We start from the raw sequence: 25,218 nt of genomic DNA, 5'->3' as shown, positions 1-25,218 counted from the left end.
GCCTTGCCGCTTCATTTGTTTGCCATGGCGAATTATGCTACAATGCAAAAAGGATGAATGAGAAGGACAGGGGGACTTGGCACGGTGGCATACTATTGGATTGCGGCGGCGGTCGTCATCCTCGATCAATGGACGAAATGGCTTGTCGTCCGCTATATGCGGCTTGGGGAAAGCATTCCGATCATTGACAATGCGCTCTATATTACGTCGCACCGCAATCGCGGCGCGGCGTGGGGCATGCTGCAAGGGCAGTTTTGGCTCTTTTATTTGATTACGGTCATCGTCGCGGCCGGAATCGTTATCTACATTCGCCGCCTGAAGCCTTCCGAACGCCTGGCAGGCGTAGGGCTTGGGCTGATGCTCGGCGGGGCGATTGGCAATTTTCTCGACCGCGTCTTTCGCAAGGAAGTGGTCGATTTCATCCACGCGTACATCGGCACGTACAGTTTTCCGGTGTTCAACGTGGCTGACTCGGCGCTGACGGTCGGCGTCATCTTGCTGTTTGTCCATATGTTTTTTTTCGCGACACCAGAGAAAGGGAATGAGTAGATGGACACGATCACATTTCACATCGAAGACGAATATGACGGCGAACGAATTGATAAAGTGATCGCGGCGTTAAATGAGGAATGGTCGCGTTCGCAAGTGCAGCAATGGATCAAAAACGGGCTTGTGACCGTGAACGGCCAAGCGGTGAAGGCGAACTACAAATGCGAGGCGGGCGACTCGGTCGCCGTCTCACCGCCGGAGCCGGAGCCGCTTCATGTCGAGCCGGAGCCGATTCCGCTGGACATTTATTATGAGGATGAGGATGTCCTTGTCGTCAACAAGCCGCGCGGCATGGTCGTCCATCCGGCGCCCGGGCATATGCGCGGCACGCTTGTCAACGCGCTTCTCGCCCATTGCCGCGACCTGTCTGGGATCAACGGCGTGCTTCGCCCCGGCATCGTCCATCGGATTGACAAAGACACATCAGGACTATTGATGGTAGCGAAAAACGACGCCGCCCACCGCTCGCTCGTCGAGCAGCTTGTGAACAAAACGGTGACGCGCCGCTACAAGGCGATCGTCCACGGCGTCATTCCACACGATTATGGCACGATCGATGCCCCGATCGGCCGCGACAAGCGCGATCGAAAGAAAATGGCCGTCACCGAGGAAAACGGCAAGGAAGCCGTCACCCATTTCCGCGTGCTCGAGCGGTTTCGCCATTATACTTATGTGGAGTGCCAGCTGGAAACGGGTCGGACGCACCAAATTCGCGTCCATATGAAATACATCGGCTACCCGCTTGCCGGGGATCCGCAATACGGGCCGAAAAAAACGCTCGCAATCGACGGCCAGGCGCTTCACGCCGGGGTGCTCGGCTTCCGTCATCCGCGCACCGGCGAGCATTTGGAATTCGAAGCGCCGTTGCCGCCGGAGTTTGCCGAATTGCTTGACTGGCTGCGAAAAAACGATTGACAAACGAACACGCCCCCTTTACAATGAAAACAGGTGAACAGGAACCTTTAAGTTCAGTCCTGTGAGGCTGAAAAGGGGTCGGAATGACAAAGAAGGGCGATGTATGCCCATCTTGTTTGGCGATAAGCGCGCCATCCCCCGCTTCACAGGCGGGGGATTTTTTGTGCCAACGGAGGTGGCTTGCATGCAAAAGGCGGTCGTGATGGACGAACAGGCGATTCGCCGCGCTTTGACGCGCATCGCCCACGAAATCATCGAACGAAACAAAGGCATTGACGGCTGCGTGCTTGTCGGAATTAAAACGCGCGGCATTTATTTGGCGCGCCGCTTGGCGGAGCGGATCGAGCAAATTGAAGGGGCGTCCGTTCCCGTCGGCGAGCTTGACATCACCTTGTACCGCGACGATTTGACCGTGAAGACGGACGACCATGAACCGCTTGTGAAAGGAACGAATGTACCGTTTCCGGTGACCGAGCGGAATGTCATTTTAGTCGATGACGTGCTCTTCACCGGCCGGACGGTGCGGGCGGCGATGGATGCGGTCATGGATTTGGGCCGCCCGGCGCGCATCCAGCTCGCCGTGCTTGTTGACCGCGGCCACAGGGAACTCCCGATCCGCGCCGATTTCGTCGGCAAAAACATCCCGACATCCAGTGCGGAAATGATTGTCGTTGAACTTTCCGAGGTGGACGGCATCGATCAAGTCTCCATTCATGAAAAATAGCGAAGCTCCCTTTTAAGCGCAGTCCCGTGAGGCTGCAAAAGGGGCGGAATCGTTTCGGCTGTTTCTGCACCCTCTTTGCGCCTTCGCGGGCAAAGAGGGTTTTTTTGTGCACACTAGAAAGCAAGCCTCGCTCATTTGATCAAAGGAGTGACGAAAGATGAACAAACCGGTGTTGGACATTCAAGACCGCCCGACCGTTGGGCAATGGATCACATTAAGCCTTCAGCATTTATTCGCCATGTTCGGGGCGACGATTTTAGTGCCGTACTTAGTCGGCTTAGATCCGTCGATCGCCTTGCTGACAAGCGGGCTCGGAACATTGGCGTTTTTGCTCATTACGAAATGGCAAGTGCCGGCGTATCTTGGCTCGTCGTTCGCCTACATTGCGCCGATCATCGCGGCGAAAACGGCTGGCGGCCCGGGAGCGGCCATGATCGGCAGCTTCCTCGCCGGATTGGTGTACGGGGTTGTCGCCCTCATCATTAAAAAAGCCGGCTACCGCTGGGTGATGAAACTGTTGCCGCCGGTTGTGGTCGGCCCAGTTATCATCGTCATCGGCCTCGGCTTGGCCGGGACGGCGGTCGGGATGGCGATGAACGGCCCGGACGGCAAATACAGCTTGCTCCATTTCTCGGTGGCGCTCGTGACGCTCGCGGCCACGATCGTCTGCTCCGTGCTCGCGCGCGGCATGTTGAGCTTGATTCCGGTGCTTGTCGGCATTGTCGTCGGCTATCTCTACGCGTTGGCGGTCGGGCTCGTCGATTTGTCGAAAGTGGCGGCGGCGAAATGGTTCGAATGGCCGGATTTCTTGATCCCGTTTGCCGATTATCCGGTGCGCGTCACATGGGAGATCGTGATGCTCATGGTGCCGGTGGCGATCGTCACCTTGTCCGAGCATATCGGCCACCAGCTCGTCTTAAGCAAAGTCGTCGGCCGCGACCTCATTCAAAAACCGGGGCTGCACCGCTCGATTTTAGGGGACGGAACGGCGACGATGATCTCCGCCTTGCTTGGCGGTCCGCCGAAAACGACGTACGGGGAAAACATCGGTGTGCTGGCGATCACCCGCGTCTACAGTGTCTACGTGCTGGCCGGCGCGGCGGTCATCGCGATCGCTTTCGGCTTCGTCGGCAAAATCACGGCGCTGATCAGCTCGATTCCGACGCCGGTCATGGGCGGTGTGTCGATCTTGCTGTTTGGCATCATCGCCTCGTCCGGACTGCGCATGTTGATCGACAGCCGCGTCGATTTCGGCCAGACGCGCAATTTAGTCATCGCCTCGGTCATCTTGGTCATCGGCATCGGCGGAGCGGTGCTGAAAATCAGCGACAGCTTCCAAATTACCGGGATGGCGCTCTCGGCCATTGTCGGCGTCCTCCTCAACTTGATTTTGCCGGGGCGTCCGCAAGCCGCGGAAAACCTATTTGAAGAAAACCAGAGCGACCATGTCGCCTAATAGGAGAAAGCACCTTTTAATTAAGTCCCGCGAGGCTTAAAAAGGTGTGAAAACAGGCGCATCCAGGGCCGGAGTGCACCTTCTTCGGCTCTGCCATGCGCCGATCGTCACACCTTGCCTGGCCGGCAAGGTGTTTTTTTCGCGAAAAAACGAAAAGGAGCGAGACCGATGACCCATCTTTTCGCATTAAGTGAACTGCCGCTTGATGAAATCCACCGTTTGCTCGATGAAGCGGAAGCGTTCCGCAGCGGGCGCATCTGGCGCCCGGCGGCGCCGATGTACGTCGCCAACTTGTTTTTCGAACCGAGCACGCGCACGAAATGCAGCTTCGAGATGGCGGAACGGAAGCTTGGGCTTCATGTCATTCCATTTGACCCGGAACGCTCGAGCGTGCAAAAAGGGGAGACGCTGTACGATACCGTACGGACGCTTGAGGCGATCGGCGTCGATGCGGTTGTCATCCGCCATCACGAAGATGCGTATTTCGAAGCGCTCCGCCATGCGGTCGGCATTCCGATCATCAACGCCGGCGACGGCTGCGGGCACCATCCGACCCAGTCGCTCTTGGATTTATTGACGATCCGCCAAGAGTTTGGCTCCTTCACCGGTTTGACGGTGGCAATCATCGGCGACATCCGTCATAGCCGCGTCGCCCGCTCCAATGCGGAAGTGTTGACAAGGTTGGGGGCAAACGTCCTGTTTTCCGGACCGGCAGAGTGGAAAGATGAAACGAATCCGTACGGGACGTACGTCGAAGTCGACGAAGCCATCGCCCGCGCCGATGTTGTGATGCTTTTGCGCATCCAACATGAACGCCATGCAGAGGCGATGGGGCTGACAAAAGAAGAGTACCATGTGCGGTATGGGCTGACGCTTGAGCGGGCGCGGCGGATGAAAGTGGGTGCCATCATCTTGCACCCGGCGCCGGTCAACCGCGGAGTCGAAATCGCAAGCGAACTTGTGGAAGCAAAGGCATCGCGCATTTTTAAACAAATGGAAAACGGCGTCTACGTCCGGATGGCTGTCTTAAAACGGGCAATGGAAGGGAGAATGGAGCATGGGCGTATGGCTGAGCAATGGCATGTCGTTCAATAAAGATGGGGAATTGGTGCGGACACATATCAAAATCGAACACGGAAACATTGCGGCGATCCTCTATGAACAGCCGCTAGAAGCGAATGAGGAGGACGTTATCGACGTTGGCGGCCGTCTCATCGTTCCCGGCCTGATCGACTTGCACGTTCATTTGCGCGAACCGGGCGGCGAAGCGAAAGAAACGATTGAAACGGGCACGCTCGCCGCGGCAAAAGGCGGATTTACGACGGTTGCCGCCATGCCGAACACGAACCCGGTGCCGGATCGGAAAGAACAGATGGAATGGCTCGTGCGACGCATCCACGAAACCGCGCATGTCAATGTGCTCCCTTATGCAGCGATTACCATTGGGCAAAGGGGAGAAGAGCTGACCGATTTTGCCGCCTTAAAAGCGGCGGGGGCATTCGCCTTTACCGATGACGGCGTCGGCGTCCAGTCGGCTGGGATGATGTTCGAAGCGATGAAACAGGCGGCGGCGCTCGATATGGCGATCGTCGCCCATTGCGAGGACGACACGCTGACAAACGGCGGATCGGTGCATGACGGCGATTTCGCCCGCCGGTACGGGCTCGCCGGCATCCCGTCCGTCTGCGAGGCGGTGCATATCGCCCGCGACGTCTTGCTTGCCGAGGCAGCCGGATGCCATTATCACGTCTGCCATATCAGCACGAAAGAGTCGGTGCGTGTCGTCCGCGACGCCAAGCGGGCCGGCATCCGCGTCACCGCCGAAGTGACGCCGCACCATCTGCTCTTGTGCGATGAGGATATTCCAGGGCTTGATGCGAACTACAAAATGAACCCACCGCTGCGCAGCCGCGCGGACCGTGAAGCGCTCATGGAAGGGCTGCTCGACGGCACGATCGATTTTATCGCCACGGACCACGCGCCGCATACGGCTGCGGAAAAAGCGAAAGGAATCGAGGCGGCGCCGTTTGGCATCGTTGGGCTCGAAACGGCGTTTCCGCTCTTATATACCCATTTCGTCAAAACAGGCGTGTTTACATTAAAGCAGCTTGTCGATTGGCTGACGATCAAGCCGGCGCAATGTTTCGGCCTCAAGGCCGGGCGGCTTGCCGTCGGGGCGCCGGCGGATATTGCGGTCATTGATTTGGAAACAGAAGAAGCGATTGATCCCGAGACGTTTGCGTCCAAAGGGAAAAATACGCCGTTTGCCGGCTGGGTGTGCCAAGGCTGGCCGGTGATGACGTTTGTCGGCGGTACACTCGTATGGGAGAAAGGAAGGGCGTAAATATGAAACGGCAGCTGATTTTAGAAGATGGTTCGTTTTTTGTCGGCGAAGCGTTTGGCAGCTTGAAAGAGACGACCGGGGAAGTCGTCTTTAACACCGGCATGACCGGATACCAAGAAATTTTGACCGATCCATCGTATTGCGGGCAAATCGTGACGATGACATATCCATTGATCGGCAACTACGGCATCAACCGCGACGACTTTGAAGCGATCCGCCCGTACGTACACGGGTTCATCGTCAAAGAAGCGTGCCCGACCCCGTCGAACTGGCGCGGGGAGCTGACGTTGGACGAGTATTTGAAAGAAAAAGGCATCCCTGGCCTTTCCGGCATCGACACGCGCAAACTGACGCGCCTTATCCGCCAATACGGAACGTTAAAAGGGATGATCTGTGGGCTAGATGTCGATCCGGTGGAAGCAGCAGCCAAGCTGCGGGCGATGGAGTGGCCGCGCGACCAAGTGCGGCGCGTCTCAACGAAAAGCGCCTACCCGAGCCCGGGGCGCGGTGAGCGCATCGTCTTGATTGATTTCGGGATGAAACACGGCATTTTGCGCGAACTGAACAAGCGAAATTGCGATGTGATCGTCTTGCCGTACAACGCCACCGCTGAAGAGGTGCTCAGCTGGCATCCGGACGGGGTGATGCTCTCAAACGGCCCCGGCGACCCGAAAGACGTGCCGGAAGCGATCGAGATGATTCGCGGGATTCTCGGCAAAGTGCCGCTCTTTGGCATCTGCCTCGGCCATCAATTGTTCGCGTTGGCATGCGGCGCGAACACGGAGAAAATGAAATTCGGCCATCGCGGCTCGAACCATCCGGTGAAAGACTTGCGCACCGGCAAAGTCGCCATCACGTCGCAAAACCATGGCTATACCGTCACGCACGAGTCGCTTTCTGGCACCCGGCTTGAGGTGACGCATATCGCCTTAAATGACGGCACGGTCGAAGGGCTCCGCCATTTGGACGTTCCGGCGTTTACGGTGCAATACCATCCGGAAGCCTCGCCGGGCCCGGAAGATGCGAATCCGCTGTTTGACGAGTTTTTGGCGCTCATCCGCGAGTTCAACAAGAAAGGGGAAGTCATCCATGCCTAAACGCCGCGACATTGAAACAATTTTAGTCATCGGCTCGGGGCCGATCGTCATCGGCCAGGCGGCCGAGTTCGACTACGCGGGGACGCAAGCGTGCTTAGCCCTAAAAGAAGAAGGATACAAAGTCATTCTGGTGAACTCAAACCCAGCGACGATCATGACCGATACGGAAATCGCTGATAAAGTGTATATGGAGCCGCTGACGCTCGATTTTGTCGCCCGCATCATCCGCAAAGAGCGGCCGGATGCGATTTTGCCGACGCTTGGCGGCCAGACCGGCCTCAACTTGGCGGTTGAGCTCGCAAAAGCCGGGGTGCTTCAGGAGTGCGGCGTGGAAATTCTCGGCACGAAGCTTGAGGCGATTGAAAAAGCGGAAGACCGCGAACAGTTCCGCGCCCTTATGAACGAGCTTGGCGAGCCGGTGCCGGAAAGCGCGATTATTCACAGCTTGGAAGAGGCATACGCCTTTGTCGAACAAATCGGCTATCCGGTCATCGTCCGCCCGGCGTTCACGCTCGGCGGCACGGGCGGCGGCATTTGCACGAACGAAGAAGAGCTCGTCGAGATTGTGTCAACCGGCTTGAAGATGAGCCCGGTGCACCAATGCCTGCTTGAACGGAGCATCGCCGGCTACAAGGAGATTGAATACGAAGTGATGCGCGACGCCAACGACAACGCCATCGTCGTCTGCAACATGGAAAATATCGACCCGGTCGGCATTCATACGGGTGACTCGATCGTCGTCGCCCCGAGCCAGACGTTAAGCGACCGCGAATACCAGCTGTTGCGGAACGCGTCGCTGAAAATCATCCGCGCCCTTGGCATCGAAGGCGGCTGCAACGTCCAGCTGGCGCTCGACCCGGACAGCTTCCGCTATTACGTCATTGAAGTGAACCCGCGCGTCAGCCGCTCGTCGGCGCTGGCGTCAAAAGCGACGGGGTATCCGATCGCGAAACTGGCGGCGAAAATCGCCGTCGGGCTGACGCTTGACGAAATGATCAACCCGGTCACCGGGAAAACGTACGCCTGCTTCGAGCCGGCGCTCGACTATGTGGTGACGAAAATTCCGCGCTTTCCGTTTGACAAATTTGAATCGGCGAACCGCCGGTTGGGCACGCAAATGAAAGCGACCGGCGAAGTGATGGCGATCGGCCGGACGTTCGAAGAATCGCTGTTAAAAGCCGTTCGTTCGCTCGAGATCGGAGTGCATCATCTGGAATTGAACGAGGCGAAAACGGCCGCCGACGACGTGATCGAAAAACGGATCCGCAAGGCGGGCGATGAGCGGCTCTTTTACATCGCCGAGGCGCTCCGCCGCGGGGTGACGGTGGAGACGCTGCATGAATGGAGCCAAATCGACCGCTTTTTCCTGCATAAGATTCAAAACATTATTGAGATGGAAACGGTCTTGAAAAACCACCCGGGCGACCTTGACGTGTTAAAGAAAGCGAAAGCGCTTGGGTTCTCGGATGCGGCCGTGGCGGCGCTATGGGGGCAAACGGAGCGCGACATTTACGCGCTGCGCCGCCAACAAGGCATCATGCCGGTGTACAAAATGGTCGATACGTGCGCAGCCGAATTCACGTCGGAAACGCCGTACTACTACAGCACGTACGAGGAAGAAAACGAATCGATCGTGACGGAAAAACCGAGCGTCATCGTGCTTGGCTCCGGCCCGATCCGCATCGGCCAAGGGATCGAATTTGACTATGCGACCGTCCATTGCGTCTGGGCCATTAAGCAGGCCGGCTATGAGGCGATCATCATCAACAACAACCCGGAAACGGTCTCGACCGACTTCAGCACGTCGGACAAACTGTATTTCGAGCCGCTGACGGCCGAAGACGTGATGCATGTCATCGACCTCGAGCAGCCGGTCGGCGTCATCGTCCAATTCGGCGGTCAGACGGCCATCAACTTGGCGGCGGAACTCGAGGCGCGCGGCGTCCGCTTGCTTGGGACGACGCTCGAAGATTTGGACCGCGCCGAAGACCGCGACAAATTTGAACAGGCGCTCTCGGAACTCGGCATTCCCAAACCGGCCGGCAAAACCGCCGTTTCGGTCGAAGAAGCGGTCGCCATCGCCGAAGAAATCGGCTACCCGGTGCTCGTCCGTCCTTCGTACGTGCTCGGCGGCCGGGCGATGGAAATCGTGTACAATCGCGGCGAGCTGCTTCATTACATGGAACACGCCGTGCGCGTCAATCCGCAGCACCCAGTGCTTGTCGACCGCTACATCACCGGCAAGGAAGTCGAAGTCGATGCCATCGCCGACGGCGAGACGGTCGTCATCCCCGGGATCATGGAACATATCGAGCGGGCCGGCGTCCATTCCGGCGATTCGATTGCCGTCTACCCGCCCCAGACATTAAGCGCGGAAGTGATCGACAAGATCGCGGATTACACGATCCGACTGGCGCGCGGGCTGCATATTGTCGGGCTGTTGAACATTCAGTTTGTCGTCTCGGGAAGCGATGTCTACGTCTTGGAAGTGAACCCGCGCTCAAGCCGCACGGTGCCGTTTTTAAGCAAAATCACCGGCGTGCCGATGGCGAATCTCGCCACGAAAGCCATTTTAGGGACGAAGCTCGCCGAGATGGGCTATGAGACGGGCGTCTGCCCGGTGCGCCCTGGCGTGTACGTGAAAGTGCCGGTGTTCTCGTTTGCGAAATTGCGCAACGTCGACATTTCGCTCGGCCCGGAAATGAAATCGACCGGCGAAGTGATCGGCAAGGACGTGACGTTTGAAAAAGCGCTCTATAAGGGGCTTGTCGCCTCGGGCATCCATATCCAGCCGCACGGAGCGGTGCTGTTGACGGTGGCCGACAAAGACAAAGAAGAAGCGGTCGAGCTGGCGCGCCGCTTTGCCGACATCGGCTACCAGCTGTTGGCGACGAACGGCACGGCGGAAACGTTGAAAGCGGCCGGCATTCCGGTGACGGTCGTCAATAAAATCCACTCGGCGTCGCCGAACATTTTGGATGTCATCCGCCAAGGGAAGGCGCAAGTCGTCATCAACACGCTGACGAAAGGAAAGCAGCCGGAAAGCGACGGCTTCCGCATCCGCCGCGAAGCGGTCGAAAACGGCATCCCGTGCTTGACGTCGCTCGATACGGCCCGGGCGATGCTGCAAGTGCTCGAATCGATGACGTTTTCAACGACGGCGATGACGGAAGGGCTGGTGCGGTCATGATCGGCCGCGAACGAATGACGGTCGCAAGCCAGCGGTTGATCGCCGAGCGGACGTATGAATTGACGCTTTCAGGCCGCCTCGTGCAAGAGATGCGCCAACCGGGCCAGTTCGTTCATGTGAAAGTGGCCGCATCCGCCGATCCGCTCCTGCGCCGCCCGCTCAGCCTTTGCCATATCGACCACAAGCAGGGGCAATGCACGATCATTTACCGCCAGGAAGGGAAAGGCACGGCGCTGTTGGCGCAAAAACAGCCGGGCGACACGGTCGATGTGCTCGGCCCGCTCGGCAACGGCTTTCCGCTCGAGGCCGCGCCGGCGGGCAGCCGGGCGCTGCTAGTCGGCGGCGGCATCGGCGTCCCGCCGCTCTATGAACTGGCGAAACAGCTCACAAAGCGCGGCGTCAAAGTGGTGAGCGTGCTCGGGTTTCAAACGAAAGCGGCGGTCTTTTACGAAGAGGAATTTGCCGCGTTCGGCGAGACGCATGTCGCGACCGATGACGGCTCGCACGGAACGGCCGGGCGCGTCACCGATGTGATCGAAGCGCGCTCGCTTGAGTTTGACGTCTTGTACGCCTGCGGTCCGAAGCCGATGCTTCGGGCGCTTGCGGAACGGTTTCCGAACCGGCCGGTGTACGTGTCGCTCGAGGAGCGGATGGGCTGCGGCGTCGGGGCGTGTTTCGCCTGCGTCTGCCATGTGCCAGGGAGCGAGACGGCGTATAAAAAAGTATGCAGCGACGGCCCGGTGTTTCGGGCCGGGGAGGTGGTATTATGAACCGGCTGGCGGTCGAACTGCCGGGTCTTTCCCTCAAAAACCCGATCATGCCGGCGTCCGGCTGTTTCGGGTTTGGCCGCGAGTACGCCCAGTTTTACGATTTAAGCGTGTTAGGCGCCATGATGATCAAGGCGACGACAAAAGAGCCGCGCTTTGGCAACCCGACGCCCCGGGTGGCAGAAACGCCGGGCGGGATGTTAAACGCCATCGGCCTGCAAAACCCCGGCCTTGACAAGGTGCTGACGGAAGAACTGCCGTGGCTTGAACAGTTTGACGTACCGATCATCGCCAACATCGCTGGCTCGACGGTGGAAGAGTACGTCGAGGTAGCCGAAGCGATTTCCAAAGCGCCGAACGTCCATGCGTTAGAGCTCAACATTTCTTGCCCGAACGTGAAAAAAGGCGGCATCACCTTCGGCACCGTGCCGGAGGTGGCCGCCGAGCTGACGCGGCTTGTCAAGGAAGTGTCGGCTGTCCCAGTGTATGTGAAGCTGTCGCCTAACGTGACGGACATCGTCGCGATGGCGAAAGCCATTGAACAAGCGGGCGCCGATGGCTTGACGATGATCAACACGCTCGTTGGCATGCGCATCGACGTGAAAACCGGCCGGCCGATTTTGGCCAACGGCACCGGCGGCTTATCTGGCCCGGCGGTCAAACCAATCGCCATTCGCATGATTTATGAAGTGAGCCAAGCGGTGTCGATTCCGATCATCGGCATGGGCGGCATTCAAACGGCGGAAGACGTGCTCGAGTTTTTCTACGCCGGCGCGAGCGCGGTTGCGGTCGGCACGGCCAACTTCGTCGATCCGTTCGTCTGCCCGACGATCATCGCCGACCTGCCGGCGCTGTTGGACGACCTCGGGATCGGCCACATTTCCGAATGCATAGGAAGGAGCTGGAAGACCGGTGCACACGCCGTTCATTGTCGCGCTTGATTTCCCATCAAAACAAGAGGTGGAGCGGTTTTTGCGGCCGTTTGCCGGAACGCCGCTGTTCGTCAAAGTCGGCATGGAGCTGTACTATCAGGAAGGTCCAGCCATCGTCGCGTTTCTCAAAGAACAAGGACATGCCGTCTTTTTAGACTTAAAACTGCATGACATCCCAAATACGGTGAAACAGGCGATGAAAGGGCTCGCCCGTGTCGGCGCCGATTTGGTGAACGTCCACGCCGCCGGCGGCCGGCGCATGATGGAAGCGGCGATCGAGGGGCTTGACGCCGGCACGCCAAGCGGCGCCGCCCGACCGCGCTGCATCGCCGTCACCCAGCTGACGAGCACGGACGAGCGGATGCTTCATGAGGAGCTGTGGATTTCCCGCCCGCTTGTGGAAATAGTCGGCCATTACGCCGCCTTGGCGAACGAAAGCGGCCTTGACGGCGTCGTCTGCTCGGCGAACGAAGCGCCGCTCATCAAAGAACGGTGCGGCGCCTCGTTCCTCGCCGTCACCCCGGGCATCCGCTTTGCCGATGAGGCAGCGCACGACCAAGTGCGCGTCGTCACGCCAAAGCGCGCCCGCGAGCTCGGCGCCGACTACATTGTCGTCGGCCGCAGCCTCACCCGCGCCGCCGATCCGCTGAAAGCCTACGAACGCCTGCAGCACGAATGGAACGGAGGAGAGAAAGAATGAAACACGACATCGCCGCCAAATTGCTTGAAATCGGGGCGGTCGCCCTGCAGCCGAACGAACCGTTTACCTGGTCCTCGGGCTTGAAATCGCCGATTTACTGCGACAACCGCCTGACGCTCGCTTACCCCGACGTGCGCCGCCTGATCGCCGCCGGCCTCGCCGAACTCATCCGCACCCAGTTTCCCGAAGCGGATCTCATCGCCGGCACGGCAACCGCCGGCATCCCGCACGCCGCTTGGGTGAGCGAACGGCTCGGGCTGCCGATGTGCTACGTCCGCAGCCAGGCGAAAGCGCACGGCAAAGGAAAACAAATCGAAGGCCAAGCCGAACCGGGCCAGCGCGTCGTCGTCATCGAAGACTTAATCTCGACGGGCGGCAGCTCGCTTGCGGCCGTCCGCGCCTTGAAAGAAGCGGGCTGTGAGGTGCTGGGCGTCGCCGCCATTTTCACATACGGGCTCGAAAAAGCGAAACAGGCGTTTGCCGAAGAGAATTTGCCTGCCTACACGCTTACGGACTACAACACCCTCATCGAAACGGCCGTCCGCCTTGGCGCCGTCAGCGAGCACGACTTGGCGACATTGCGAAAATGGCGGGAGAATCCGGAGGAGTGGGGGAAATAAAATCAACGCAAGCGAAAAGGGGCTGACGCAAAAGCCCCTTTTTGATGAAATTTCACCTCACATTTCGCACCCTAGCAGGGCTGAAAGAAAGAATTTTTTATTTCACCCGTGGTGCTAGATAAACTTGATCAAGCATAAAAATAGCCCTTGCTGGCGGATCTCCAGTAGAATGAAAGTGTCACCCAACATTCGAAAGGAGAGATCCCCCATGCAAGAGCACTTTCATTTTACTACAGATCCAGCCAAACTTCAAAAACAATATGCCGCTACACGAGTGTTGATTATCCAAAATTAGACATACGCCTTCCATAAATTTGGGCATACTCAAACAAAGCAGCGGCCATCCCGGATTTCCAATCGAGAGGAAGCTGCCCAGAGAAAAAACGGCGAACGAACGAAATGAAGGAAAGAGAGACGTTCGTCCGTTTTTTGGTTTGATCATACAGCCATCGCAACAGCACATACGCGATGAATGCCGCAAACAGTTGGTTGTATACCGCATTTTCCGTCGTGCCAAACAAGGTCGGGACATTCAGATATTGCTCCACCCAACGGAAAAAGACCTCAACAGTCCAACGTTGTTGGTACATGTCGGCAATGGTTTCCGCAGACGCATGGAAGAGGTTCGTCACGACCCGAATGTCGCGGCCATTCGCATCTCGAAAGATCACCACCCGGTGACGCTTGGTGGAGCGGTATTGTTTCGTTCCCAACTGGCACGTGAAGTCGGCTTGAACCGATGAAGATGCGCTCGGAAGGCGGTTCAAGCTTTTTTTCTGATGAAGTTCGATGTTGTCCTTCATCCGAATGACAAACAGCTGATGCTGCTCTACAAATCGATCGAGGCGTTCGATTTTGAAATACGCCCGGTCTTCCACGAGCACTTGTTGAGGGTTCGTCAACTGTTCTCCCACTGGGCCATCGTGACGCAGCCCGGTCGTTTCCACCACGTCTGCCGGCARCGAGGATTCCGGCGAATACGCGACGTGCAGCTTCACTCCGGCGCGTTCGCCGTGATACGGAGCCCATGGGAGGCGGTTTTTCCCGACYGTGACGGTCGTCGAATCCACCACCCGAAGCGGTTTGGGAAACCGAAGCGAGCGGCGGGTTTGGCGGTTGCACTTGGAAATGATCAACGCCAACAAGCGTTTCATGATGTCATAGGGAACTTCTTTCGCTTTCTTGGATACTGTGGAATAATGGAATCGCGGCAATCCATACAGAGGCCCCACRTCRGCTCCRTGGCGAAAGCTTTTCCATTGATGCATGGCGGCCAGCAGGAAGAAGTGAATCAACTCGCGCAACGTAAAGGTTCGAGACGAATCACGATACCCAACCGCTTCGGCAATCCGTTGAATCTCTTCATCCGAAACAAGTTTTTGCATCAAATTCGGGAGTGTGGTATGCTTGTTCATAGAGAGCACCTCCTAGGTTTGTTTGTGTCGTTACTCACATTCTACAGGAAAGGTGCTCTTTTTTCTATACCCTTTGGATTTTATTGGATAATCAACACGCCTGGGATCTGATAAAAAAAAAAAAACTTGATCACCAAGGAGACAGAAGATGCTGTTCTTCTGTCCATCGATGAAACCCATATCCGCTCTTACCATGTCTTGCGGTCCACATGGTCGGAAGTCGGCCGCCAAAAACAAGTGCCGACGTTTGGCCATCATGCCCACGTATCGCTGTTTGGCGCGGTCAACGTCCATGATGGTGAAACGGTGCTTCATCAAACGACCGCTGCCAATGCCGCGACGTTCTTGGATTTCTTGAGAATGCTCAAACAGCGCTATTTAGACCGTCTCATGGTTTTGGTGTTGGATAACGCCCGCATTCACCATGCCAAAATGGTCAAGGAGTTTTTGCGGGAAGAAGGACAGTGTTTTCACTTTATTTACCTTCCTCCGTATTCTCCGCAACTGAACCCGATCGAACGCTTATGGAAATGGCTGAAAGATACGGTGATTGCCAATGTATTTCACAAGGATCGCAACGATATCATTCAAGCCATTACTCGGTTTGTCAACTACATCCACGAACGTCCGGAGGAAGTGCTGCAGCGCTTAGGGTGTGCAGGATGACTGAGAAGTTAACTCTTCATGTTGCATGTATATAGTAATCGTTATACAATCAATTTGCCTAAGAATAGTTAATTAGCCAGAGAGGAGAGAGACCCATAGTGGAAGGGGCAAATTTGATAATTAACTCCACAGATACAATCGGCTTGCTCATAGTAGTTTTATTAGTGATTTTGTCATTTTTCGGAACCAGCCCAACATTGAAAAAGGCAATTAAAACCCAACTTAAGATAAACATACTAGACACCATAACAGGGCGCCAAAAAAAATTGAGAACGGAAATACAGAAAATTATAATTAATAATCCTAAGTCGTTAAATTTTTTAAAAAATAGGTTTGAGAGTACAGGAAATATCAACCATCAATTACTCGAAAGTTTAAAAGAAAAAGTGAAAAACGAGTTAGAAGCCAACATAAAATTAAAAAACATTAGGCAGGCAGATATTGATATTTACATAGAAGATGAATTAAAAAAAATTATTATGGCTGACTCTTCACGGCCATTATTTAGAAGGTTTAAGTCAGAACCAATGACGGTTTTTACTAGATATGAAAATTTACGAACATTTATTCGTCGTTATCCCGCTGTATTTTTCTTAGTATGTGCAATCATTATTATACAGCTTACGACCTATTATTTTGGTAATGGCCCAACTGATTTAGAAACAGCCCGGCGTTTTGGCGCTATCCAAACAACAGATACAGCACCAGCAGAATGGTTTCGTCTTATTACATCTATTTTTGTACAAATTGGCGGAACAGAACATCTCTTGTCGAATGTAGCCAGCTTAATAATTTTTGGACCTCCGCTTGAACGAATCTACGGTTCAGCTAAATTCACATTTTTATTTTTTGCAACGGGAATAACCGGAGGATTATTTATTCTTACCCGTGGTGCTAGTTGAGCGTCAGCGCTCAACCAGCCCTAGTGTGACCAGGGAATACGCCAACAAGATGCCATCGAGTGCCACTTCAAACCCGGCAATGGAATTCGCTCGAATGTCGGTGATCCGGTATTGGTCTACGAGAATCGAAAACACCGTCTCGATGACTTTGCGTTTTTTCCTGATCCATTCTTCCCATGCCTTGGATGGGCCGTGCTTTTGATTGTGTCGAGACGGTGTCCAGAACGCGGCTTGGTGTTCTTCGTACAGCTTTTCTCGAAGAGCGTGGCTGATGTACCCTTTGTCCCCAAAGTTGTAGGGATGAGGGATTTGAGTCATCACCGTTTCAGCGGCTTTGACGTCGTGGCAGGACGCTTCCGTCACGACATAGCCCATGGCCAGCCCTTGATTGGTCACTTGAAGATGCAGCTTGAAACCGTAGTACCATTGCTTTTTGGAAGCACAATACCCCATATCCGCGATCCCTCGAAATCGCTTGACGCGCTGCATTCTCGCGGGATGGCACAACGGAAGAGGCAAACTGTCGACAATGTCTAGCATGGTGTTGGCCACGTTTCGCCAGTTCATGACGAATCCATTTGACCGCGAAGCCAAGCGCTCGGCAGCGGCGGTTGTATCGGGAGCGTTCAAGAAACGAGCCGTTTGTGAACAAATTTCCCGTGACAAAGCGATGCCAGGCTCGTTCGGAAGAAAAGCCCAGCAGCTTCCCCAAAAGGTGAACCGCCATGACCACTTCGTCTTCTTGCTTGACCAAGTGACGGTTGCGGCGATGAAGATACATTTGAATCAACGACAGTTGGGCAGAAACAAAACAGAAAATGGCGGCATATTGTTTTTGAAGTTTGGCTGGATCTGTAGTAAAATGAAAGTGCTCTTGCATGGGGGATCTCTCCTTTCGAATGTTGGGTGACACTTTCATTCTACTGGAGATCCGCCAGCAAGGGCTATTTTTATGCTTGATCAAGTTTATCTAGCACCACGGGTTTTCTATATTTTAAATATTCAATATTTACATTTGATATTATATATGATATTATAACTGTCGTACAAGGCTACATTCTAAAAAGCGTAGGGGGTGAGGTTGAATTGACGAGAAAACACTTTACAGTGAGGTGTGCGTTGGTTTCCGAAACCGTGTGTGCATTCTTTGAAAGCGCTTAAATATCATTGTTGAACGTTTTATGTCCTATCCTGAAAATATCCAAGCTCTAAGTGTAATGTTCGACAGAAGGGTATGTTATCCTTCTGATGGTGACGAGTTTCCTACGGTAAGGAAGTCTATATAGCTCTCTGAAATATAAAAAATTTAATATATTCAGAAAAAATTATTGATATTTGATATTATATCTGATATTATAACTATCGTACAGGTCAAGACCTTAAATCTTTTAATAATAGGAGGTGAGATTGGGCAATACAGGTCTTGCAGTGAGGTGTACATTAGCTTCTGAAACTGTTACATGCATCTCTTTGAAAGCGCTTAGATATTGTTTTGGGTGTTTCGCGTTGTCTTCATGTTTGGCGGTCATATTGGTTTGACTTGATCATTAAGAGTCGGTTGTTATTTTCTGAGGTTCCATAAGATTATTAACGAGAAAATCATATTACGATCTCGAGGGAAATAAAGATGGAAAAATATCAAGTTATCAAAAGCATTACCCTTGAACTGGCGGAAGCAATGCTCGATCGGGCTGAGGAAAAGGCGAAAGAACTGAAAGTAGCCGTCAATATGGCAATTACCGATCAAAGTGGACATTTAAAAGCTTTCCGTAGAATGGATGGTGCCCCGTTACTGTCGATCGGTATTTCTCAGCGCAAAGCGTATACGGCTTCTGCGTTTGGAATTCCGACCGGGGAATGGTTTGATCTGATCAAAGATCATCCCCGTCTTTTGCATGGAATTCCTCACACTCCTGATTTAGTTATTTTTGGTGGTGGGTTTCCAATTGAAGTTGGTGGTGAGGTGATCGGTGCGATTGGTGTCAGTGGAGGCACAGAAGAAGAGGACGAGGCCATTGGCCAAGCAGCATTAAGTGTCCTTTACGTCAAAACAAGCGCAGAGGGTGAAAAAGTTTTAACATGTCAAAAAGGCTGTGATGCATGTGGAAAATCAATACATCATTCGTGTTGAGCCTTACGGAAAGGAGGTTGTAGGAAACAAAGGGGAAACTGTTTTAGAAACTTTGAGAACTCATTTCTATGGTAAGGATGGACAACCGTCGTTTCAAGGTTGTCGAAGAGGAGGTTGTGCTTTTTGCAAAGCAGAGTTGCTTGATGGAAAGGTAGACCATCATGATGTTTATTCCCATGCTGCTTTAACTGATGAGGATCGAGAAAAGAATCTTATCCTTACTTGCCAATCACGACCGCTTTCCAATTTGACTATTTATTTGTTAAAGAAGGAAAATCGATTATCTCATTTGCTTAAATTAACTGATAAAGCGATTTAAGCAATAACTAAGGAGGTTTTATTATGGGAGAAGGAATTATGCGTTTAGGTTTCGTTTCTGTGAATGTAACAGACTTAGAGGCTGCGCGGAAACACTATGTTGAAGTGATGGGTATGCAAATGACGGACCGCACTGAAAATGAAATCTATCTAAAAGGATGGGATGAATACGATCACCATTCGATTGTCTTGCGCCAATCGAATCGTGCCGGTCTGGATAAAATGGCGTTTAAAGTGCACACGTATGAAGATATGGAACAGTTGGAGAAACAATTGCAACAATACGGTGCTTCAGTTCAACGTGTTTCAAAAGGTGAAAACCATAAAGTTGGCGAAGGACTGCGCTTCCGTCTTCCTTCTGGGCATACGATGGAACTATTTGTTGAGATGGAATATAAGGGCAAGGCGCTGCCGCAAGTTAATCCAGCACCGTGGCCGGAAGGACTCATCGGCGTTGGTGCTCCGCGAATTGATCATCTTTTGATCACAGCGGAAAGACCACATGAAACTGTTGATTTCCTTATGAAGGCACTTAACTTCTATATGAGCGAAAAAGTTGTTGAAAACGAAAGATCTGAAACACCAATCGCTGCTTGGTTGTTTAGAAGCTATACTCCTCACGATATTGCCATCATCCCAGGAAAAGATGAAAAGCTTCATCACTTTGCGTTCTGGCTCGATGAATTTAATGAATTGCGCAAAGCTGGGGATGTATTCTCCAAACACGATGTACCGATTGACGTAGGAATCGAGCGTCACGGCATTACACGTGGACAGACGATCTATTACTTTGATCCGTCCGGTAATCGAAATGAAGTCTTTACGGGGGGCTACATCGCTTATCCTGATATGCCAGTCGTAAAATGGACAGTAGATCAACTTGCCCGGGGCATCTTCTACTTTAATCATCGCCAAGAGTGGATCGAAGGCTTCACAGGTGTGACAACTTGATAAGCATCCTTCTTAACGCCATATTAAAGTCAATACCATGCTTTTTGGATGACGATATTTTCAGTCTTCCAGTTGTATCCTGAATCCGTGATAAAAACACGCTCAAACTGCTGAGAAAACTTGATAAATCAATAAATATCACGCTTTTTGCTTTTTCACTCAATAAGTGAATATCCGAAACTGGGCTAAAACCTTGATATAATAGGTTTTTCCGGCGCTTTTGATGAGCTGCTATCACGGATTCAGGTGTATTATAATCAGCCAAAAGGTGGGATGTTAGATGACAGTCAAGCAAAAAAATGGGGTTCGGCCGTTTACGGGGGAAGAGTATTTAGAGAGTTTGCGTGATGGACGCGAGGTTTACGTTTATGGTGAGCGGGTCAAGGACATCACGACACATCCAGCTTATCGGAATGCAGCTCGGATGTTTGCCCGTTGGTATGATCGATTGCATCAGTTACATGCTGAAGATGAACAAAGAGGTGGACCGGAAAACTGGAAGTGGACAGTGCCGACCGATACCGGAAACGGGGGATGGACGCACCCATATTTTATCGGCGCGAGGTGTGCCGAAGATCTGATCAAGGGGCGCGATACGATTGCCGAACTTCAGCGAGTTGTCTACGGTTGGCTCGGACGGTCTCCAGATTATAAGGCGGCTTTTGTCGGAACTCTGGGGGCGAACAGTAATTTCTATGCTCCTTATCAGGAGAATGCTAAACGGTGGTATAATGAAACTCAAGAGCGGTTGTTGTTTTGGAACCACGCCATTGTTAACCCACCTGTTGACCGAAACAAACCGATTGAAGAAGTCGGCGATGTATTTATGCACGTTGAAAAAGAAACTGATGCCGGTGTCGTCGTTTCCGGTGCTAAAGTAGTAGCTACGGGCAGCGCACTGACGCATATGAACTTCATTGGCCAATATGGCCCGGTTCCTGTTAAAGATAAGAAATTTGCTTTAATTTTCACTGTTCCGATGAACGCCCCAGGTGTTAAGTTGATCAGCCGGGCATCTTATGAATTTGTGGCAGCGGCGACAGGAAGTCCGTTTGACTATCCATTATCCAGCCGATTAGATGAAAATGATGCCATCCTAGTCTTTGACAAAGTCCTCGTTCCGTGGGAAAACATCTTTGTTTACGAGGATGTTGAAAAAGTAAATACCTTCTTCCCACGTTCTGGGTTTATCAATCGCTTTACCTTGCATGGGTTAACGCGATTGGCAGTTAAACTCGACTTTATCGCTGGTCTGGTACTCAAAGCAACAGAAGCGACGGGTGTTAAAGATTTCCGCGGTGTACAGGCTCGCGTAGGTGAGATATTGGCTTGGCGTCATCTATTTTGGTCGCTGTCCGAAGCCCAAGTTCGTAATCCTGAACCTTGGGTAGACGATTATGTGCTACCTAATCTCTCAGCTGGTCTGGCTTATCGCGTGTTTGCGAGCGAAGCTTATCCGAAAATTAAAGATTTGATTGAAAAAGACTTGGCTAGTTCACTCATTTATCTGCCTTCAAATGCTGCTGACTTTCTTGAACCAGAAATTCGACCATATCTCGAAAAATATGTGCGTGGGTCGAATGGGTATGATGCGGAAAGTCGCGTAAAACTGTTAAAACTCCTCTGGGATGCCGTTGGATCTGAATTTGGTGGCCGTCATGAGCTGTATGAGCGCAACTATGCCGGTAACCATGAAAATATTCGACTCGAGGTGCTTTTAACAGCACTCAATACTGGTGATGCGGATCGATTCAAGGAGTTTGCCGAACAGTGCATGGATGAATATGATCTGAACGGATGGAAAGTACCGGACCTTATTAACCCAGATGATGTAAATATCATTCGTAAGCGATAAGTACAAATTAACAGAAATCAGGAATTAAAAAGATAATAGTACTGTGATGATGCTTGAAACTAGCCGGCTTAGGGTTGGGCCATATCAAACCGGGGTCGGGGTGTTTGGTAAAAGCGCTCTATATAGATGCAACGAAAAAGTTTAACATATCCTTGACGAAAAAGTAGCTTGTCTATTTTCTCGACTGTCGGAGGCAAGACTTCGTCACGCCTTGGCGTGACGGAAGACCGAACAACCACCCGCTTCACAGACCCATGCATGGGTCTGGAAGCGGCGTTGTTCGGTCGCCCGACAGTCGATCAAATGCCGGTTAGCTCTGTAAAAGCTGCAAATGTTAAAGTTTCAAATTGCATCTATATAGAAAAGCCCAACCCCGATGTTCCGGCTTCCTGAGGAGGGAAGAACATCCTTCCCTTCTTAAGAGCTGGCCAATGCAATTTGTTAAGAATTCTTTCCGAAACTTAGTAGACGAGAGGGAGGAAGCATGAATGATGAGCGACGGGAAGATTTTCATGAAAGTAGGGGATGTTGTTCCGGATATTACACTGCCTGCTTACTTCCCAGAGACAAAAATGGAAGGAACAATCCAAATCGGTCCTTCGTCGACGCCAAAGCAATGGAAGGTACTCGTCTATTATCCGGCTGATTTCACCTTCGTCTGTCCAACGGAATTAGCTGATTTTGCTCGATATTACAGAGAATTCCAATCTGTTAAAACGGAGGTAATTGGCATCAGCACAGACACTGTATATACACATAAAGCGTGGTTGGATTCTGAGAAACTTCTTAGTGATGTACGTTTTCCGATGGCTGCTGATCATAACGGCCACCTAGCAAGATTGCTCAACATTTATAACGAGGCAGATGGAACAGCGATGCGCGGCACTTTTATTATTGATCCAGATGGTGTCCTTCGTGCTCAAGAGGTAACTTGGTATGATGTGGGGCGCAATGCGCAGGAGACGCTCCGTCTTCTTGAGGCATTTCAATATGTTCGGGAAAATCCTGGGTCGGCCTGCCCTGCGGGATGGATGCGCGGCAAAAAGACACTTCGGCCGGGAATGGATATTGTTGGTCGTGTTTATGAAGTGATAGACTGACGTGACATCTTAAGAAATCAATCTTTCATAAACTCCGATAAATTGAAATCCATATAGAGGAGGGAAATTTGATGCCTAAACTTGATCGTAGCGCCTATTACGATCTTACGCGAGATATGAACTGGAGGCTACGGTGAGAGGCTCATAAAGCTCTCGAAAGTGAGTAGGAAGGATGTGATGGTTATGCATTCGTGCTCACCCTATACGCTCTTTCTTCCTTCATCCATAGTGACGATAGGTGCATTCGATGGGGTTCACTTGGGGCATCAAGCGCTTATTAGGAAAGTGGTTGAAAGGGCAAAGACTTTTGGTATTCCAGCTGTCGTCTATACTTTCGATCCTCCGCCCCGATGTTACTTCCAAAAGGTTCCTATGCTAACACCTCCGGATGAGAAGCTAAAGCGTTTAAAACATCTGAAAGTTGATTATGCGATCCTTGCTCGCTTTGATGAGGCCTATTTATCACGTAGTGCCGAATCCTTTATTGAAGAATTGCAGATGCTGAATCCTGTTGAAATATGGGTCGGACGTGATTTTCGGTTCGGCCGAAATCGCGCAGGGGGTCTTGATGAGTTATCCGCTGTTTTTAACGTGAAGACTATTGATCCTATTTGTTGCAACTGTGGCGAAACTATTTCGTCGACGCGAATTCGGTCGTTGATCGCTGCTGGTCGATTAGAAGAGGCGAGGGAACTATTGGGTAATATGAAGGACTAGTGAGGCAGACGGTTTCGTTTCCCCCCGGTCCTTTGAAAAGGATCATACAGAAAAGAGGATACTGAGCAAAATTCTATGTCAGATGAAAAAACTATGCCAGTTGACGAGTCGAGTTGCATCGACGATGAGTAAAAAAATAAAAAATGGTGGTGATTGAATAAAAAATATGATATAAAATATACGATGATAGTAAAAATAAATGATAATATTGTCTTTTATGGATGAAAGTGGGGGTGTTTAGGTGGCACGAATGCCATTAACTCGTTCAGAGTGGGTATATGAAAAATTAAAGGAGGCGATTTTGTCTGGGGAATTGGCCCCTGGTGAACGTCTTGTCGTTGATCATCTTGCCCGCAAATTGGGCACTAGCTCCATACCGGTACGGGAAACGCTTCGTCGCTTGGAAGCAGAGGGATGGGTTGAAAGGACACCTTTTGTCGGTGCGAGAGTGGCGCCGATCCGCCTCGAGGAGATGGAAGAGTTATTTACCATTCGATTGGCATTAGAGCCAATTTTAGCTCGTACTGCGGTAAAAAACGTAAGTGAGAAGGATATTACGCAACTCGAAGAGCTTGTCAAAGAAATGGATATACTTATGAAAAAAAACGATGCGGCTCGATATTCTCAAGTAAATTACCAATTCCACCAATTGTTGTACGGTTTATCATCGTGGAAAGAACTGTACCGTATCGTTAATACAGTATGGGAAAAATCGGCGCGATCGCGTTGGATTTTTGTCCAAACACCGGCGAGCATGGTTGAATCACAAAAGGAACATTGGATGATGATTCGGGCATTGAAAGAACAAAATGAAGAAGAGATGGAGAAGTGGATGCGCATTCAGAAGCAACGGGCATTTAGCGATTATCTTGCTAAAGTGAAACAATCGTTGGAAACACGCGAATAGCTCATTGAGCATAGGAGTGATGTTGAGAAACGACCCTTGACAGGATGCGAATACTGTGCTCTTTGGATTTTGCACTTATAGAGGGGGATTTGTATGGGAAATATGAATTATACCTATATTCAGACAGGATTATATAAAACATATGTGAACCAAGCTGGTCGTGGCGGAAAAGATGCGATTCTGTTTATTCATGGGTCAGGCCCAGGCGCGACAGCTTTCTCCAACTGGCAGTATGCCCTTCCCTTTTTCAGTGAACAGGGGTTCTATAGCCTCGCACCTGACTTGATCGGCTTTGGCAAAAGTGACCACCCCGATCCCCCTCCACATGGAGCACGGACGTGGCTAAAAATATGGATTGAACAATTGAAACAACTTTTGGATGCTTTAAACATTGAACGTGCACATGTGGTGGGAAATTCGTTAGGGGGGGCTATAGCTCTTCATCTATTGCTTCATATTCCTGAACGGATCAACCGTGTTGTGCTCATGGGCTCAGTCGGCGCTCCATTTCGAATTACGACGGAGCTGGATCGTATTTGGGGCTTTTACGAGGATGCTTCAAAGGAATCAATGATGCAAATTATCCATTGGTTTGCTTATGATAATGGTTTGTTGAAAGATCAATTAAGCGAGATTGTTGAGATGCGCTTGGCATCGTCCCTTCAACCAGAAATCCGCCGCTCCTATGAAGCAATGTTCCCGGCTCCGCGACAACAGCATGTTGACGATTTAGTCGTTCCAGCCGCGTCGTTGCGGAAAATTGAACAACCAGTTTTGATCATACATGGGCACCAAGATCCTATTATACCAGTAGAAACAAGTTACTACTTATCACAACATCTGCCGAATATGAAAATGATGATTTTTGGACAATGCAGCCATTGGACACAAATCGAGCATCGCAATGCGTTTCATCAGCTAGTTCTTCAATTTTTAGCAGGGAAGATTTAAAAATAATAGCA

The 25,218-nt window shown here is 52.0% G+C and carries 23 protein-coding genes and 1 pseudogene; 22 read left to right on the top strand and 2 right to left on the bottom strand.

The annotated features are described in order from the left end of the window. The first annotated feature begins 57 nt into the window (after window positions 1–57). The 12 genes from lspA (at window position 58) to pyrE (ending at window position 13,294) form a co-directional block, all read left to right on the top strand. On the top strand, window positions 58–549 hold the full coding sequence (gene lspA, locus B1A75_RS02220; RefSeq protein WP_079935670.1) for a signal peptidase II: 492 nt from the start codon (window positions 58–60) through the stop codon (window positions 547–549). After that, window positions 550–1,464, top strand: a complete 915-nt coding sequence (locus tag B1A75_RS02215; RefSeq protein ID WP_079935669.1) for an RluA family pseudouridine synthase — start codon at window positions 550–552, stop codon at window positions 1,462–1,464. Between the two features lie 184 nt (window positions 1,465–1,648). Further along, window positions 1,649–2,188 carry a bifunctional pyr operon transcriptional regulator/uracil phosphoribosyltransferase PyrR gene (gene pyrR / locus B1A75_RS02210; RefSeq protein WP_074044474.1) on the top strand — a complete coding sequence of 180 codons (540 nt, stop codon included), beginning with the start codon at window positions 1,649–1,651 and terminating at the stop codon, window positions 2,186–2,188. 157 nt (window positions 2,189–2,345) lie between these two features. Next, the gene (locus B1A75_RS02205; RefSeq protein WP_011230648.1) at window positions 2,346–3,644 is read left to right on the top strand and encodes a solute carrier family 23 protein; all 1,299 of its coding nucleotides are present in this window, start codon (window positions 2,346–2,348) and stop codon (window positions 3,642–3,644) included. A gap of 168 nt (window positions 3,645–3,812) precedes the next feature. Continuing rightward, on the top strand, window positions 3,813–4,739 hold the full coding sequence (locus B1A75_RS02200; protein WP_079935668.1) for an aspartate carbamoyltransferase catalytic subunit: 927 nt from the start codon (window positions 3,813–3,815) through the stop codon (window positions 4,737–4,739). Next, window positions 4,702–5,988, top strand: coding sequence for a dihydroorotase (locus B1A75_RS02195; RefSeq protein WP_074044468.1), 1,287 nt, complete (start codon window positions 4,702–4,704; stop codon window positions 5,986–5,988). The genes B1A75_RS02200 and B1A75_RS02195 overlap by 38 nt, the downstream gene beginning before the upstream one ends. A 2-nt stretch (window positions 5,989–5,990) precedes the next feature. After that, entirely contained in the window at window positions 5,991–7,085 is a 1,095-nt protein-coding gene (locus B1A75_RS02190; protein ID WP_079935667.1) for a carbamoyl phosphate synthase small subunit, read from the top strand. After that, the gene (gene carB / locus B1A75_RS02185; protein ID WP_079935666.1) at window positions 7,078–10,275 is read left to right on the top strand and encodes a carbamoyl-phosphate synthase large subunit; all 3,198 of its coding nucleotides are present in this window, start codon (window positions 7,078–7,080) and stop codon (window positions 10,273–10,275) included. Before B1A75_RS02190 ends, carB begins: the two co-directional genes overlap by 8 nt. Then, window positions 10,272–11,045, top strand: coding sequence for a dihydroorotate dehydrogenase electron transfer subunit (locus B1A75_RS02180; protein WP_033025052.1), 774 nt, complete (start codon window positions 10,272–10,274; stop codon window positions 11,043–11,045). The genes carB and B1A75_RS02180 overlap by 4 nt, the downstream gene beginning before the upstream one ends. Continuing rightward, complete coding sequence (locus B1A75_RS02175) at window positions 11,042–11,983, top strand: dihydroorotate dehydrogenase (protein WP_079935665.1); 942 nt, start codon at window positions 11,042–11,044, stop codon at window positions 11,981–11,983. Before B1A75_RS02180 ends, B1A75_RS02175 begins: the two co-directional genes overlap by 4 nt. Then, window positions 11,955–12,674, top strand: coding sequence for an orotidine-5'-phosphate decarboxylase (pyrF, locus tag B1A75_RS02170; RefSeq protein ID WP_079935664.1), 720 nt, complete (start codon window positions 11,955–11,957; stop codon window positions 12,672–12,674). The genes B1A75_RS02175 and pyrF overlap by 29 nt, the downstream gene beginning before the upstream one ends. Next, on the top strand, window positions 12,671–13,294 hold the full coding sequence (gene pyrE, locus B1A75_RS02165) for an orotate phosphoribosyltransferase (RefSeq protein WP_079935663.1): 624 nt from the start codon (window positions 12,671–12,673) through the stop codon (window positions 13,292–13,294). Before pyrF ends, pyrE begins: the two co-directional genes overlap by 4 nt. A 281-nt stretch (window positions 13,295–13,575) precedes the next feature. Here pyrE and B1A75_RS02160 read toward each other — a convergent pair whose 3' ends face one another. Continuing rightward, window positions 13,576–14,709 (bottom strand): IS4 family transposase, encoded by a 1,134-nt coding sequence (locus B1A75_RS02160; protein ID WP_079935662.1) that lies wholly within the window; start codon window positions 14,707–14,709, stop codon window positions 13,576–13,578. A gap of 126 nt (window positions 14,710–14,835) precedes the next feature. Between B1A75_RS02160 and B1A75_RS02155 the strand changes: the two genes are divergently transcribed. Continuing rightward, on the top strand, window positions 14,836–15,375 hold the full coding sequence (locus B1A75_RS02155) for an IS630 family transposase (RefSeq protein ID WP_079935661.1): 540 nt from the start codon (window positions 14,836–14,838) through the stop codon (window positions 15,373–15,375). A gap of 98 nt (window positions 15,376–15,473) precedes the next feature. Then, window positions 15,474–16,277 (top strand): rhomboid family intramembrane serine protease, encoded by an 804-nt coding sequence (locus tag B1A75_RS02150; RefSeq protein WP_079935660.1) that lies wholly within the window; start codon window positions 15,474–15,476, stop codon window positions 16,275–16,277. Between the two features lie 3 nt (window positions 16,278–16,280). On the opposite strand, the pseudogene B1A75_RS02145 reads toward B1A75_RS02150, so the two are convergent. Then, window positions 16,281–17,157: pseudogene (locus B1A75_RS02145) on the bottom strand (IS982 family transposase). A gap of 747 nt (window positions 17,158–17,904) precedes the next feature. Between B1A75_RS02145 and B1A75_RS02140 the strand changes: the two are divergent. The 8 genes from B1A75_RS02140 to B1A75_RS02105 all read left to right on the top strand — a co-directional run bounded on the left by B1A75_RS02140 (window position 17,905) and on the right by B1A75_RS02105 (window position 25,207). Further along, window positions 17,905–18,408 carry a GlcG/HbpS family heme-binding protein gene (locus tag B1A75_RS02140; RefSeq protein WP_079935659.1) on the top strand — a complete coding sequence of 168 codons (504 nt, stop codon included), beginning with the start codon at window positions 17,905–17,907 and terminating at the stop codon, window positions 18,406–18,408. Then, window positions 18,380–18,727, top strand: a complete 348-nt coding sequence (locus tag B1A75_RS02135; protein ID WP_217700887.1) for a 2Fe-2S iron-sulfur cluster-binding protein — start codon at window positions 18,380–18,382, stop codon at window positions 18,725–18,727. The genes B1A75_RS02140 and B1A75_RS02135 overlap by 29 nt, the downstream gene beginning before the upstream one ends. Window positions 18,728–18,750: 23 nt before the next feature. Continuing rightward, window positions 18,751–19,677: a catechol 2,3-dioxygenase gene (locus B1A75_RS02130; protein WP_079935657.1), complete on the top strand. Its 927-nt coding sequence runs from the start codon at window positions 18,751–18,753 to the stop codon at window positions 19,675–19,677. Window positions 19,678–19,957: 280 nt separating this feature from the next. Beyond that, a complete protein-coding gene (locus B1A75_RS02125; RefSeq protein ID WP_079935656.1) occupies window positions 19,958–21,532 on the top strand; it encodes a 4-hydroxyphenylacetate 3-hydroxylase N-terminal domain-containing protein in 1,575 nt (524 codons plus the stop codon). 488 nt (window positions 21,533–22,020) lie between these two features. Next, complete coding sequence (locus B1A75_RS02120; protein ID WP_217700885.1) at window positions 22,021–22,632, top strand: peroxiredoxin; 612 nt, start codon at window positions 22,021–22,023, stop codon at window positions 22,630–22,632. 177 nt (window positions 22,633–22,809) lie between these two features. Next, window positions 22,810–23,349 carry an FAD synthetase family protein gene (locus B1A75_RS02115; protein WP_079935655.1) on the top strand — a complete coding sequence of 180 codons (540 nt, stop codon included), beginning with the start codon at window positions 22,810–22,812 and terminating at the stop codon, window positions 23,347–23,349. A gap of 250 nt (window positions 23,350–23,599) precedes the next feature. Further along, complete coding sequence (locus tag B1A75_RS02110) at window positions 23,600–24,256, top strand: GntR family transcriptional regulator (RefSeq protein ID WP_079935654.1); 657 nt, start codon at window positions 23,600–23,602, stop codon at window positions 24,254–24,256. Between the two features lie 93 nt (window positions 24,257–24,349). After that, the gene (locus B1A75_RS02105) at window positions 24,350–25,207 is read left to right on the top strand and encodes an alpha/beta fold hydrolase (protein ID WP_079935653.1); all 858 of its coding nucleotides are present in this window, start codon (window positions 24,350–24,352) and stop codon (window positions 25,205–25,207) included. Window positions 25,208–25,218 lie beyond the last annotated feature (11 nt).

It is taken from the genome of Geobacillus sp. LEMMY01 (genome assembly GCF_002042905.1).
Classification (GTDB): domain Bacteria; phylum Bacillota; class Bacilli; order Bacillales; family Anoxybacillaceae; genus Geobacillus; species Geobacillus proteiniphilus.
The sequence above is the reverse complement of the archived record's forward strand: the minus strand, read 5'-3'. Positions and strand labels throughout refer to the sequence as shown.

What these genes read in the sequence shown, in the direction of transcription:
- lspA (WP_079935670.1), top strand. Translation starts at nt 58, where the DNA reads ATGAGAAGGACAGGGGGACTTGGCACGGTGGCATACTATTGGATTGCG.
- B1A75_RS02215 (WP_079935669.1), top strand. Translation starts at nt 550, where the DNA reads ATGGACACGATCACATTTCACATCGAAGACGAATATGACGGCGAACGA.
- pyrR (WP_074044474.1), top strand. Translation starts at nt 1,649, where the DNA reads ATGCAAAAGGCGGTCGTGATGGACGAACAGGCGATTCGCCGCGCTTTG.
- B1A75_RS02205 (WP_011230648.1), top strand. Translation starts at nt 2,346, where the DNA reads ATGAACAAACCGGTGTTGGACATTCAAGACCGCCCGACCGTTGGGCAA.
- B1A75_RS02200 (WP_079935668.1), top strand. Translation starts at nt 3,813, where the DNA reads ATGACCCATCTTTTCGCATTAAGTGAACTGCCGCTTGATGAAATCCAC.
- B1A75_RS02195 (WP_074044468.1), top strand. Translation starts at nt 4,702, where the DNA reads ATGGGCGTATGGCTGAGCAATGGCATGTCGTTCAATAAAGATGGGGAA.
- B1A75_RS02190 (WP_079935667.1), top strand. Translation starts at nt 5,991, where the DNA reads ATGAAACGGCAGCTGATTTTAGAAGATGGTTCGTTTTTTGTCGGCGAA.
- carB (WP_079935666.1), top strand. Translation starts at nt 7,078, where the DNA reads ATGCCTAAACGCCGCGACATTGAAACAATTTTAGTCATCGGCTCGGGG.
- B1A75_RS02180 (WP_033025052.1), top strand. Translation starts at nt 10,272, where the DNA reads ATGATCGGCCGCGAACGAATGACGGTCGCAAGCCAGCGGTTGATCGCC.
- B1A75_RS02175 (WP_079935665.1), top strand. Translation starts at nt 11,042, where the DNA reads ATGAACCGGCTGGCGGTCGAACTGCCGGGTCTTTCCCTCAAAAACCCG.
- pyrE (WP_079935663.1), top strand. Translation starts at nt 12,671, where the DNA reads ATGAAACACGACATCGCCGCCAAATTGCTTGAAATCGGGGCGGTCGCC.
- B1A75_RS02140 (WP_079935659.1), top strand. Translation starts at nt 17,905, where the DNA reads ATGGAAAAATATCAAGTTATCAAAAGCATTACCCTTGAACTGGCGGAA.
- B1A75_RS02130 (WP_079935657.1), top strand. Translation starts at nt 18,751, where the DNA reads ATGGGAGAAGGAATTATGCGTTTAGGTTTCGTTTCTGTGAATGTAACA.
- B1A75_RS02125 (WP_079935656.1), top strand. Translation starts at nt 19,958, where the DNA reads ATGACAGTCAAGCAAAAAAATGGGGTTCGGCCGTTTACGGGGGAAGAG.
- B1A75_RS02120 (WP_217700885.1), top strand. Translation starts at nt 22,021, where the DNA reads ATGATGAGCGACGGGAAGATTTTCATGAAAGTAGGGGATGTTGTTCCG.
- B1A75_RS02115 (WP_079935655.1), top strand. Translation starts at nt 22,810, where the DNA reads ATGGTTATGCATTCGTGCTCACCCTATACGCTCTTTCTTCCTTCATCC.
- B1A75_RS02110 (WP_079935654.1), top strand. Translation starts at nt 23,600, where the DNA reads ATGCCATTAACTCGTTCAGAGTGGGTATATGAAAAATTAAAGGAGGCG.
- B1A75_RS02105 (WP_079935653.1), top strand. Translation starts at nt 24,350, where the DNA reads ATGGGAAATATGAATTATACCTATATTCAGACAGGATTATATAAAACA.